This is a genomic window from Clostridium sp. AF21-20LB (genome assembly GCF_003478795.1).
GTDB classification, from domain to species: Bacteria; Bacillota; Clostridia; order Lachnospirales; family Lachnospiraceae; genus Otoolea; species Otoolea fessa.
In genome coordinates this window covers 101781-115305 of sequence record NZ_QUGD01000002.1, presented here as the reverse complement: position 1 = coordinate 115305, position 13525 = coordinate 101781, and the positions used below count along the sequence as shown (strand labels likewise).

Genomic DNA, 13525 nt, shown 5'->3' with positions numbered 1-13525 from the left:
TCCGGCGGCGCGAGCGGTCGGAGGGCATTCTTTCTCACTTATAGTCGTGCATTCTCCTCTCCCATATTTCCAACTAATTCCACCTTTCACGACTTAACCATTTATCTACAACTTAACACTTCTGTAATAATTCATTTATAGAAAATTCATTTTTTCCTCCATATCCTTCCTTGGCAATTCCCTACGAATATGATAAAATAAAAATTACGTTTAAGATATTAAGTCATAATTTCAAGAAAAATCAGGAGCGATCCATATGTTAGAAGAAGAAAACAAAAAAGAAACGCAGGAGTCAGAACAGGTGCCAGCGACGGAGCGGATTCAAGAGCCGGAAGCAGTTCAGAGTCAGGAATCAGAGCCAGCTCAGGATCAGACACCAAATCCGGTCCGGGAATCCGCGGGACATTCGCGCAGGCGCCAGGGCGAAGATAAGAGTCAGAATCTGCGCTTCGGAGTGATAGCAGCAGGGGTGGTGATTGCTCTTGCAGTTGCAGCATTTGCAGGCAAGTCCCTGCTCAGCCGTCAGGCGGGAGCCGGAACTGCAAAGAATGGGGCGGCGACAGCATCAGAGCTTTCGAAGGACGAGGCATCCGAAGAGTCCAGAGCGGAGGAGATCAAAGAGAAAGAAGCAGTGGTAGCTTCTTATAAAAATCTGGGTATCGTGCAGGTGTCTGGTTATCTGAATATGCGTGAGACGGCGAGCACGGATGGCAACATCATCGGCAAGCTGATGGGCGACAGTGCGTGTGAGATCGTGGATGATTCAACCGAAGGCTGGTATCAGGTCGAATCTGGCGGTATTTCCGGTTATATCAGTTCAGAGTTTGTTCTGACCGGGGATGAGGCGAAGAAAAAAGCCTTGGAACTGGTTGAAAAGCGGGCGCTCATCACGGCAGATTCCCTGAACATCCGAAAAGAGCCGAACACGGAGTCTGAGGTTGTCGGTCAGGCATTGAAAAATGAGCGCTATGTGGTCGAGGGTGAGCCGGAGAATGGCTGGATTCAGATTTCGAGCGGTTATATTTTCACGGATTATGCAGAGATCAAATACGCACTCAATGAGGCGCGGAAGCTGGATATGCGTGCGATGGTGCTGAATTTATACAAAAATCTGGGTATTTCCAGTGTGGATAATTACTTGAATGTGCGCGATCAGCCAAGTGAGGATGGCAATATCATCGGTAAGATGACAAGCAAGTCTGCCGGAGAGATTCTGGAGACGAGCGAGGACGGCGGCTGGTATAAGATCCAGTCGGGTCCCGTCACTGGATATGTGAAGGCGGAGTATATCCTGACAGGAGATGCGGCGAAGCAGGAGGCGATGGAGGTTGCAGAACTGATGGCGATCGTTTCAACCGACCGCCTGAATGCCCGCACGGAGCCGAGCACGGATGCGCCGATCTGGACGCAGATCTCTAACAATGAGCGTTACGATGTTATAAGCCAGCAGGATGGCTGGGTCGAGATTGCGCTCGATACGACGAGTGCGTATGTGGCGACTGATTTCGTAGATGTGCGTTATGCATTGCCGGAGGCGATCCCATTTACCCCATTAAAAGAAAAGGAATCCTTGCGGACCCAGATTGTCAACTATGCGCTTCAGTTTGTCGGAAACCGTTATGTCTGGGGCGGTAATGACCCGCATTCGGGTGTGGACTGTTCTGGTTTTACAAAGTATGTATACAGCCATGTGGCGGGCGTGTCCCTGCCGCGGGTGTCCCGGGAACAGGCGCGGACGGGTACGAAGATTGATTCTTCGAAGATGCGTCCGGGCGATCTGATTTTCTATACGAATCGCAAGGGAACGGTCAACCATGTGGCGATGTACATTGGCAATGGTCAGATCGTCCATGCGGCGAGCCGGAGAAGCGGCATCAAGATTTCTACCTGGAATTACCGGAATCCGTACCGGATTGTCAATATGCTGGGAGACTGATAGGGAGAGGATAAGATGGAAGAGCAAAAGACAGAAGATTATAAAGAACGCCTGCAGAAAGTACGTCAGAGACGAAATGGCAAAGATCCGATGCACTGGTTCATGATCGGAGGCTGTGCTGTCATTGTGGTGCTGGCTCTGGTTATCATCGTGAAGCTGGCACAGGGCGGCACGTTCGGAGGTTCTGGAAACGCCCGGGTGGCATCGGCATCCGAGGCAGAGGTGCAGGAAACCGTGATCGGAGAGACGCTGCCGGAGGATGAGGAACAGGCAAAAGAGGACGAAGAAAAGAAAAATGTAGTCGAGTCCTACCAGAATCTGGGTATTGTGGATGTATCTGGTTATCTTAATATGCGTGAGAGCGCCAGTACAACCTCCGATGTCATTGGCAAACTGATGGGCGGCAGTGCGTGCGAGATTCTGGACGATTCCCAGGAAGGCTGGTATCAGATATCTTCCGGCGGTCTGGAGGGCTACATCAGTTCAGAATTTGTACAGACCGGCGAGGCGGCAAAAACAGAGGCATTTGAGCTGGTCAAGAAGATGGCGGTCATCACGACTGACAAGCTGAATATCCGGAGTGAGCCGAGTGAGGACGCGCAGGTGCTGGAACAGGCGCTGAAAAATGAGCGTTATTCCATTGTCAGCGAGCAGGACGGCTGGATTCAGATCAGCGGGGGCTATATTTCAGCGGATTATGTGGATGTGCGCTATGCGTTAAATGAAGCGCGTAAGCTGGATCTGCGGACGATGGTTCTCAATATGTATGACAATCTGGGTATTTCCAATGTCAATAACTACTTAAATATCCGCGTGGAGCCGAAGGAGGATGCGAAGATCATCGGTAAGATGACGAGCAAGTCCGGTGGTGAGATTCTGGAAACGACCGAGGATGGCGGCTGGTATAAGATCAAGTCCGGTCCGGTTACCGGCTATGTTAAATCCGAATTTATTCTGACTGGAGATGCGGCGAAGCAGGAGGCACTGCAGGTTGCACAGCTGATGGCGATCGTATCAACTGACCGTCTGAATGCCCGTACGGAGCCGAACACGGACGCGCCGATCTGGACGCAGATTTCCAACAGCGAGCGGTATTCGGTTATGAGCCAGCAGGATGGCTGGGTGCAGATTGCACTGGATGAGACGAGTGCCTATGTAGCGACTGAATTTGTCGATGTCCGGTATGCGTTAAATGAGGCGATCGAGTTTACACCGGTTGAGGAGACCCCGGAGCCTGAGACCAAGGCGGCGAGCAGCAAGGGAGGCTCTGGAAGCAAGAGCAGCAGTAACGGTGGTTCTGGCAGCCAGAAAGCATCTTCAAGCGGCTCCTCCAAGCGTGCGCAGATCGCAAACTACGCGACTCAGTTCCTTGGGAATCCGTATGTATGGGGCGGTACCAGCTTGACAAATGGTACGGATTGTTCTGGATTTACGATGTCGGTTATGGCACACTTCGGCGTCGGTCTGCCGCATCATTCGGGTTCCCAGGCGGGAGCAGGAAGAAGTATCAGTTCTTCCCAGATGCGTCCGGGTGATCTGATCTTCTACACAAACAGCGGTGGAACGATCAACCATGTAGCACTCTATATCGGCGGTGGGCGCGTGTGCCATGCATCGAATGCAAGGGATGGTATCAAGATTTCCACCTGGAATTACCGTACCCCGGCGAAGATCGTCAATGTACTGGGCGATTAATTCATGGAAAGTCAATAAAAAATATTTGAAAGAGAGCAGGGAGAAAAGGCAGCTTTTCCCAGCTCTCTTTTTCTGTTTCATAGGAAATTGTGTCCTATGAAATAAAACGCATCGTGGGGATGCGCACTCGCGCGAAGCAGAAACATGTCGCAAGTGACCGCGCGAGACGCCCGAATGTGCCAAGCACATCCTTGTTTGTATAAAAAGCGGTTTCAGTGAATAAAGATAATAGGAAGACAGAATACTAAGAATGAATTAGGCAGTTGAGAAAAACATTGAATCCGCGTGTAAGATGGAAAGAGCGCAGAAAAGAGGAAAATATGATTCGGGCAAATCGTGAAAACAGGGAATGGGAAAATGAAGCGTGGGACAAGCAGACAGATAAGGCGGGAGAAAGCCGGGAACAGGCGCAGGAGGATCCGGTTCAGAAGCGTGAAAATGGACAGACGGATATTACGGGAAAGAATGGCAATCACATTGAATTAATCTCGATCATCGGAGAGATAGAGGGACATGAAAATTTGTCCGGCAATACGAAAACGACGAAATATGAGCATATTCTGCCTAAGCTGGCGGAGATCGAGGAGAGCGGTGAGACGGAGGGAGTTTTAGTCCTGATTAACACGGTGGGCGGCGATGTAAGCTGTGGACTGGCGCTCGCGGAGATGATTGCTTCGCTCAGCAAACCGACCGTTTCACTGGTCATCGGGGACAGCCATTCGATCGGTGTGCCGCTCGCGGTGGCGGTCGATCACTCTTTTATTGTCCCGACCGGGACGATGATGGTACATCCGGTACGGATGACGGGGATGGTGATCGGTGCCGTGCAGACGTATGATTATTTTGAAATGATTCAGGATCGTATTTTAAGCTTTGTGTCCGGACACAGTCAGATCTCCTATGAGCGCCTCCGGAGCCTGATGCTCAATACGGAGATGATGACAAAAGATCTGGGAACGGTCCTGGTTGGCGAGGAGGCGGTCCAGGAGGGACTGATCGATGAATGCGGCGGGATCCGGGAAGCGCTTGCATGGCTGAACCGGGCGATCGATGGGAAGAAACAAGAAATAGATGCACACGACCGGATGACGAAGACGGATTTTAGTGAAAATCTGAAAAGAAAGTAGAACATACGTGCGAAAATTTTAGGAAAGCGTTGCTTTTTTCCCTGAATTTGGGTATACTGAATGAGATAATAAGAATGTAAAATGAGAAAAGCAGTCTGCGGGAGGCTGTATTTTGTGAAACAGGAGGAACCGCAGATACATGGGAAATGTTGGAGGCATGAGACAGGTGGCAGATACAAGCAGGAAAAGACAGAGTACAGAGCGTGCCGGGGAGACAGCTGGGACAGAGAAAAAAGCCGGGCGATCCAGAAAGTCCCCTGCGGCGAAGAAAGCGGAGGAGACGCTGAACGAGAAAAAGAGTAGGGGGAAGAAGAAAGCTTCGTCTGGAAAAGGCACCGCGAAAGGAACAGGAAGCCGAAGCCGCGCCAGCCAGGCGCCGGAGCCGGTGGAGAAAAGTGGTACAGGGGCATTTATGGGAACGGAAGTGGCGATTATTGTATCATTTGCAATATCGGTACTTTTGTTTTTGAGCAATTTCGGGCTTTGCGGCTTTGTCGGAAGTTTTCTGCGATCGACTCTGCTTGGCGTATTCGGCGTGATGGGGTATCTGGTGCCATTCCTTTTATTTATGGGAACTTGTTTTTATCTTTCAAACCGAGGCAACCAGAAAGCCGTAGCCAAGTTGGTGGCGGTTGGCGAGGTGCTTCTGGCACTTTGCGGACTTTCCCAGCTTCTTATGGGAGGCGGTCAGCATCTGGACTGGAATCTGGGCGATTATTACGCGCAGGCAGGTGGAGGCGGCTTTATCGGTGGCATTCTGATGCTGCTGTTGTGCGGAACAGTGGGAACGATCGGAGCAGTTCTGATTCTGCTGGTGCTTTTGGCACTCGGTGCTGTGTGCATTACGGAGCGTTCCCTGGTAACTTCGTTAAACAGGGCAGCGGAAGGGCGTATGAGTATGCGAAAGAAGATATGAGCCGCCGCCGTGAGATACATGAGGAGAAAAAGGAAGAAAAACGCCGTCTGCGGGAGGAGCAGCGGGTCCGTGGCGTTGATCTCGAGGGCGCCAAGCTGACCGAGCTGCCAGTGATGCGAAATTTCTCGGAAGGAGTCCCGGAGGGAACCGTGCTGGGACCGGAGGATGCACCGGAGGAATTCCGTGAGATGCATGGAAGGCAGGAAAACTTGCAGGATGAGGCCGCGGCTTATGATGATTGGACCGATGTTCCGGCAGAGGGAAAAAATCTGGCACAGGATTCCGGACAGGGAGTAGAGAAGGAGAATCCGGCAGATGTATTTCGCGGGCAGATATTCCACGGTGGCGGAGCGGTAGAACCAGAACCGATGGAGTATGAAGAAGAGCCGGTGGAGTACGAAGAAGAGCCGGTGGAATCGGAGCAGGATACATATGCATACGATGGTTCAGAATCCCAGTTTCAGGAAGAATCGGAGCGCGAGACGGCGCGGACAGTAGAGACTGCAGAGGCAGAGGACAGTGCGAGCGACCAGCTCCTGAAACGCCTGTATGTACGCCGTGATACCCGGACGATGGAAGAATTTGCCGGCGGCGAGAGTCAGAAAGGTCCAGGCTATTATCCGGTAGAGACACGGGAGAGACCGGCTGCGGAGGCGGCCCCCGGTTTGACCGCGGAAGAGACCTCTGGTTTGACCGCAGAGGAGGTTCATACAGATTTAGGGCATCAGGATGTCTTTGAGCCATCGGAAAACGAGTGGGAAACCGTTTCGATGGGGAATGAGGATGAATGGAACGAACCTATATCTGGGGAAACGGATTCCGAACCAATCGATGGCTATTATAAGACGCTGGAATCAGAGCGGGGCGAGACAAAGGGCAGTTTCTTTGTCCCGGAGGATTCCAAAACGGTCGTGACCGCATCCGGAAAGGTGATCGAGACAGATACAGAGGCGATACAGAAAAAACTGGAGCAGAAACGGGAAGAACGAAAAGCACTTCCAGTTGAGGAACTGACGGTTCCAGAGCAGATCGAGCGCAAGGAAGAGGAAGAAAAGAAGATCCAGAAAGAATACATATTCCCGCCATTGACACTTTTAAAACGCGGCACGGGACAGACCGATTTCTCGGATCAGGAGTACCGGGAGACAGCGATCAAGCTGCAGCAGACGCTCCAGAACTTCGGCGTGGGCGTGACGGTTACAAACATCAGCTGTGGACCGACGGTTACCCGCTATGAGCTTCACCCGGAGCAGGGTGTCAAGGTCAGCAAGATTGTAGCGCTGGCGGATGATATCAAGTTAAATCTGGCAGCGGCGGACATCCGTATCGAGGCACCGATTCCTGGCAAGGCGGCGGTCGGTATCGAGGTTCCGAACAAGGAGAACCATGTGGTTCTGCTGCGCGATCTGCTGGAGTCAGAGGCATTTAAGAAATATCCGTCCCGGCTGGCATTCGCGGTCGGAAAAGATATCGCAGGTCAGACGGTTGTCAGCGACATTGCGAAGATGCCGCATCTTCTGATCGCGGGTGCGACCGGATCGGGTAAATCAGTCTGCATCAATACGCTGATCATGAGTGTGATTTATAAAGCAAAGCCGAGCGAGGTCAAGCTCATCATGATCGACCCCAAGGTGGTTGAGTTAAGTGTATACAACGGTATTCCGCATCTTCTGATTCCGGTTGTGACCGACCCGAAAAAGGCGTCCGGCGCCCTCAACTGGGCGGTGGCAGAGATGACCGACCGTTACCAGAAGTTTGCAAAATACGGCGTGCGCGATCTTAAGGGTTTCAATGCCAAGGTTGAGTCGATCGCGGATATCGACGATCCGAAGAAACCGGAGAAACTGCCGCAGATCATCATTATCGTGGATGAGCTTGCCGATCTGATGATGGTAGCGCCGGGCGAAGTAGAAGATTCGATCTGTCGTCTGGCCCAGCTGGCGCGTGCAGCGGGCATTCATCTGGTGATTGCGACGCAGCGACCATCGGTCAATGTCATCACCGGTGTGATCAAGGCAAATATTCCGTCGAGAATTGCTTTTTCCGTCTCTTCCGGAGTGGATTCCCGCACCATTATTGATATGAACGGCGCGGAGAAACTGCTCGGAAAGGGCGATATGCTGTTCTATCCGTCGGGCTATCAGAAACCGCAGCGTGTACAGGGCGCGTTTGTGTCCGACAATGAGGTTTCGGATGTGGTCGGATTTTTGAAACAGGAGGGGCTGACCGCAGAGTACAGCGCCGAGGTTGAGTCCAAGATCCGTTCGACGGCGATGGATGCGGGCTTTGGCGGCGGTGAGCGCGATGCCTATTTTGCACAGGCAGGTAAATTTATCATTGAGAAAGACAAAGCATCCATCGGCATGCTGCAGCGTATGTTTAAGATTGGCTTCAACCGTGCCGCGCGTATCATGGATCAGCTTGCAGATGCAGGCGTGGTCGGTGAGGAAGAAGGCACGAAGCCGCGTAAGGTGCTGATGAGCATGGAGCAGTTTGAAAACATGATGGAAGAAGGATATTAAAAAGCGGAATCATTATAAAATATCAAAATCAGGAGGTATCCTATGAAGCTTAAAAGCTGGCTGAAAGAATTGCCGTATACATTATTGCAGGGCAGCCTGGAGACGGAGGTTGACGAGGTGGTCTACGATTCGAGAAAGGCGGCGCCGGGGACGGTGTTTGTGTGTATGCGCGGGGCAAACGTCGATTCGCATACCTTTATCCCGGATGTGGTTGAAAAGGGCGCGCCGGTTCTGGTGGTCGAGCATCCGGTTGAGGCGCCTGAGAACGTGACGGTCATTCAAGTGGAGAATGGACGGAACGCGCTATCGCTTCTTTCGGCGGCACGTTTTGATTATCCGGCGCGGAAGATGACGGCGATCGGTGTGACCGGCACGAAGGGAAAGACGACTACCACTTATATGATCAAGGCGATTCTGGAGGCGGCCGGACAGAAGACGGGTCTCATCGGAACGAACGGCGCTGTGATCGGTGAGAATCATTATCCGACCAAAAATACGACGCCGGAATCTTATATTTTGCAAGAATATTTTGCAAAAATGGTGGAAGAGGGCTGCCGTTACGTCGTGATGGAGGTTTCTTCCCAAAGCTACCTGATGCACCGGGTAGACGGACTTTTCTTTGATTATGGAATTTTCCTGAATATTTCCAATGATCATATTGGCCCGAATGAACATGCAAGTTTTGAAGAATATCTTTACTACAAAAAGCAGCTTTTGAAAAACTGCCGGACAGCGCTCGTCAACCGCGATGATCCGCACTTTGATGCGATCGTAGAAGGGGCGACAGCAGAGATCCTGACCTTTTCATTGGAACGGGCGGCTGATTTTACAGCGGATGACATTCACTATGTACGCGAACATGATTTCGTGGGCGTCGAATTTCAGACGCATGGACGATATGAGAGCGATCTGCGTGTCGGCATTCCGGGCAAATTTAACGTGGACAATGCGCTGGCGGCAGCGGGCGTGTGCAGCTTCTTTGACCTGCCGAAGGAGAAAGTCTGCCATGCGCTGGAACATATCCAGGTCGATGGACGGATGGAGATTGTATATAAATCAGCAAAGTGCACCGTGATCGTTGACTACGCCCACAATGCGGTCAGCATGGAAAGTCTTCTTCTGACGCTGCGCGACTACAAGCCGAAGCGTCTCGTCTGTGTCTTCGGATGCGGCGGCAACCGGGCGCGCGATCGCCGGTACTCGATGGGAGAGATTGGCGGAAAGCTGGCAGATCTGTCGATCATCACGGCGGATAATTCCCGCTTTGAGAAAGTGGGAGATATTCTGGCAGATATCAAGGTCGGACTTGCAAAAACCGACGGCAAATACGTTGAAATCCCGGATCGCCGCGAAGCGATTGAGTACAGCTTGTCGCATGCGGAAGATGGCGATATCATCGCGATCATCGGAAAAGGGCATGAGGATTATCAGGAGATCGAGGGCGTGCGCTATCATTTCCTTGACCGGGAAGTAGTGCAGGAGACGGTGAAGAAGCTGCATATGTAATCAATTTGGAGGCAAAATATGGACCATATTACAGTCAGACATATCGTGGAAGCAGTGTCGGGAACACTGCTCTGCGGAGATGCAGATACGGAGTTAAAACACATCAGCATTGATTCCCGGAGTATGCGCGGGGCGGATCTGTTTGTTCCGCTGATCGGGGAGAAATCAGACGCGCATCGTTTCCTGGTTCAGGCGATGGACAATGGGGCGGCAGCCGCACTGACTTCGGAGCATGAGGCGGCACCGGAGGGCTTTCACGGCGCCCTGATCCAGGTGAAAGATACGAAACTGGCATTGCAGACGATCGGACGCTGCCTGCGGGCACGCCTTTCTATCCCGTTAGTTGGTATCACCGGCAGCGTGGGAAAGACGACGACGCGCGAAATGGTGGCGGCGGCGCTTTCAGCGAAATATAAGACATTCAAGACACCGGCAAACCACAACAGCCAGATCGGTGTGCCACTCACGATCTCGGAGATTTCTGAGAATGATGAGATCGGCGTGCTGGAACTGGGAATGAGTGAGCCGGGCGAGATGGCGGTGATCGCGGAGATTGCGGCGGTGGATTCGGCAGTCATGACGAATATCGGTGTGACGCATATTGAGAATCTGGGCTCCCGCGAGAATATCTTAAAAGAAAAGCTGCATATCCAGGACGGTATGAAGGCAGGCGGAATCCTGTTTGTAAATGGAGATAATGATATGCTTTCTACCGTGCATGCAAAAGCAGGCTGCCATACCGTCCGTTATGGACTTGGAGCAGATAACGACTACCGCGCCGAGGATCTTTCATATCTGGATGGATTTCCGTCCTTTACGATGGTACACGGCGAGGTGCGCGTCCCGGTGAAGCTGACTGTTATGGGCGAGCACAATGTCATGAATGCGCTGGCTGCCCTGGCGGTTGCGGATGCCTACGATGTGCCGCTTGCCGATGCAGCGGAAAAGCTGCTTGAATTTGGCGGGTTCAAGAACCGTCAGCAGATTTATCATAAAAATGGTTATACGATCGTGGACGATACCTACAATGCAAGCCCGGATTCGATGAAAGCGGCGATAGGTGTGCTTTCTTCCCTGCCGGCAGGACGCAGAATTGCGGTTCTGGCGGATATGAAGGAACTGGGAGAGAATACGATTCAGTTCCACCGTGAAGTTGGTGCGTTTCTGGCGGAAAAACCGGTCGATATCCTGGTTGTATATGGCGAACTGGCGCAGGCGATCGCCGAGGGAGCAAAGAAAGTCAAACCGGATCTGCATGTCGTTTCGTTTGAAGAGGACGAAAAAGAAGATATGCTTGACTGGCTGGATGCACAGATCGGTGAGGGAGATGCAGTCCTGTTCAAGGGTTCCAACAGTATGAAGCTGGGGGAGACGGCAGCGAGGTTTATCTCAGTCGAGAAGACTCCCACCTCTTCAGGTGGTAAGTAATAGCAAGTTTGTCTCAGTAGGAGTCCATTCTCCGACTGAGATAAACGCTCCGCGAGGATGCGCAGTGATTCTGTAGAGAATATGTCAGCTTCGCTGACCAGAATCACGCGCCAAATCTCACGGACGTTCGACTTGAATTAGAAATAGAAAGAGAAGGAATCATGGCGTATCAATACGCGGATATTATTATAGATATATCCCATGAGAAGGTGGATCGCCCGTTTCAGTACCGGATTCCGGCGCAGCTGGCGGAGGAGATTACGGCGGGAACGTGCGTGACGGTACCGTTTGGAAAGGGTAATTCACTTCGGACTGGATATGTGGTGGGAATGGGAAATACGGCGGAGTATGACCCATCCCGCATCAAGGAGATAGCTGGGATCGCACCGGGCAGTATGTCGGTGCAATCTCAGCTTATCCGTCTGGCGTGGTGGATGCGGGAACGTTATGGCGCGACGATGAACCAGACGCTCAAAACCGTACTTCCCGTCAAGGAAAAGATAAAACCGCGCGAGAAAAAGACGCTGCATTGTCTTTTAAAACAGGAAGAGCTGGAAGCGGCAATCCTGGCGGCACAGAAGCGGCATTATAAGGCGCGGGTGCGGCTCCTTGAGGCATTCCGGGACAATCTGGATATTCCGATGGAATTTGCCCGACGGGAGCTTGACCTGACCCTGGCGACGATCCGCCCGATGGAGGAACAGGGACAGCTTTCAGTGAAAGTTTCCCGTGAGGAACGCGGGTTAAACCATGCAAAACTGCCGCGTCCAGCCGGACAGACCGTGCATCTCAATGAAGAGCAGCAGGCGGCGGTTGACCGTTTCTGTGAGGATTATGAGATGGGGAAACGTGAAACGTATCTGATTCACGGCGTTACGGGAAGTGGAAAGACCGAAGTCTACATGGAGCTGATGGCGCGTGTCCTGCGGGATGGAAAGCAGGTGATTCTGCTGATCCCGGAAATTTCGCTGACATATCAGACGGTGATGCGGTTTTACCGGCGATTTGGCGATCAGATCGCGATTCTGAATTCCCGTCTCTCTGCGGGAGAACGCTATGATCAGTGGGAACGGGCGGCGCGGGGCGAGGTTTCCGTGATGATCGGACCGCGGTCGGCGCTGTTTGCCCCATTTTCCAATCTGGGACTGATTCTGATCGACGAGGAACATGAGGGCGCCTATAAGAGCGAGACGATGCCGCGCTATCATGCAAGGGAAGTAGCGGCGGAGCGCGCCCGGCTTTCCGGGGCTTCGCTGGTCTTGGGCTCAGCGACTCCTTCTCTGGAATCGTATCTGCGGGCTCAGAATGGCGAATATGTGCTTCTGCCCCTGCATCACCGGGCAGTGGCGGGAAGTATCCTGCCGAAGGTACAGATCGCTGATATGCGTGCGGAGATGCAGGCAGGCAATAAATCGGTGTTCAGCCGGTCATTGGATGCAATGTTGACAGAGAGACTCGCACGTGGCGAGCAGGCGATGCTTTTTATGAACCGGCGCGGCTATTCCAATTTTGTTTCCTGTCGTTCCTGCGGAAAGGCGGTGACCTGTCCGCATTGTGATGTTTCCCTGACACTACACGGGAAGAACCGTCTGGTCTGTCATTACTGCGGCTATACGATTCCGCTGATGAAGCAGTGTCCGTCCTGCGGATCACCGTATATTGCCGGGTTTGGGGCCGGAACGCAGAAGATGGAAGAATTTACGAAAATTCGGTTTCCGGATGCGAGGATCCTGCGGATGGATGCGGATACAACGGCAAAAAAAGGCGGACATGAAGCGATTCTGGAGGCATTTGCAAATCGTGAGGCAGATATTCTGATCGGCACGCAGATGATTGTAAAAGGGCATGATTTTCCAGGAGTGACGCTGGTCGGAATTCTGGCGGCGGATCTTTCCTTAAATACGCCGGATTACCGCAGCGCGGAGCGGACGTTCCAGCTTCTGACGCAGGCGGCTGGCAGAGCGGGACGCGCCGGGAAGCCCGGCGATGTGGTCATCCAGACGTACCGGCCGGAACACTATGCCGTGCAGGCGGCAGCGGCGCAGAATTATGAGCTGTTTTACAGCCATGAGATCAATTACCGGAGGCTGCTTCGTTATCCACCAGTCTGCCAGATGGCTGCGGTTTATTTTGCCTGCGGCGATGAGGTGGTGCTGGATAAATGTGCGGAAATGGCGGCGCGGCGGCTGCGCGAAAGTGCCGAGTGTATCGGTCCGGTTCCGGCACCAGTATACAAAGTTAATGACATCTACAGAAAAATTTTATATATAAAGTGTGAAAAATGTGCTATACTGGATCAAATCAGGGGTCAGATTGAAACCCTGGCTGCCGCAGATACAAAATGGCAGGCGGTCCAGATTCAATACGATATATCATAGAGAGGAAGAGTGTATAA

General features: G+C 52.4%; 8 protein-coding genes. All 8 read left to right on the top strand.

Annotated elements, in window-relative coordinates; translation table 11 throughout:
- The first annotated feature begins 256 nt into the window (after nucleotides 1-256).
- The 8 genes from DWX76_RS01970 (at nucleotide 257) to priA (ending at nucleotide 13508) form a co-directional block, all read left to right on the top strand.
- Nucleotides 257-1936 (top strand): C40 family peptidase, encoded by a 1680-nt coding sequence (locus tag DWX76_RS01970; protein ID WP_118570021.1) that lies wholly within the window; start codon nucleotides 257-259, stop codon nucleotides 1934-1936.
- Nucleotides 1937-1951: 15 nt separating this feature from the next.
- Complete coding sequence (locus DWX76_RS01965) at nucleotides 1952-3631, top strand: SH3 domain-containing protein (RefSeq protein ID WP_118482179.1); 1680 nt, start codon at nucleotides 1952-1954, stop codon at nucleotides 3629-3631.
- Between the two features lie 320 nt (nucleotides 3632-3951).
- Entirely contained in the window at nucleotides 3952-4758 is an 807-nt protein-coding gene (locus DWX76_RS01960) for a ClpP family protease (RefSeq protein WP_118482196.1), read from the top strand.
- 139 nt (nucleotides 4759-4897) lie between these two features.
- Nucleotides 4898-5674, top strand: a complete 777-nt coding sequence (locus tag DWX76_RS01955) for a DNA translocase FtsK 4TM domain-containing protein (protein ID WP_118570020.1) — start codon at nucleotides 4898-4900, stop codon at nucleotides 5672-5674.
- On the top strand, nucleotides 5671-8196 hold the full coding sequence (locus DWX76_RS01950; protein WP_118522654.1) for a DNA translocase FtsK: 2526 nt from the start codon (nucleotides 5671-5673) through the stop codon (nucleotides 8194-8196). The genes DWX76_RS01955 and DWX76_RS01950 overlap by 4 nt, the downstream gene beginning before the upstream one ends.
- A gap of 42 nt (nucleotides 8197-8238) precedes the next feature.
- On the top strand, nucleotides 8239-9702 hold the full coding sequence (locus tag DWX76_RS01945) for a UDP-N-acetylmuramoyl-L-alanyl-D-glutamate--2,6-diaminopimelate ligase (RefSeq protein ID WP_118482178.1): 1464 nt from the start codon (nucleotides 8239-8241) through the stop codon (nucleotides 9700-9702).
- A gap of 18 nt (nucleotides 9703-9720) precedes the next feature.
- Nucleotides 9721-11130, top strand: coding sequence for a UDP-N-acetylmuramoyl-tripeptide--D-alanyl-D-alanine ligase (murF, locus tag DWX76_RS01940; RefSeq protein ID WP_118482177.1), 1410 nt, complete (start codon nucleotides 9721-9723; stop codon nucleotides 11128-11130).
- A 161-nt stretch (nucleotides 11131-11291) separates the two neighbouring features.
- Entirely contained in the window at nucleotides 11292-13508 is a 2217-nt protein-coding gene (priA, locus tag DWX76_RS01935; protein WP_182427323.1) for a primosomal protein N', read from the top strand.
- Nucleotides 13509-13525: the final 17 nt, after the last annotated feature.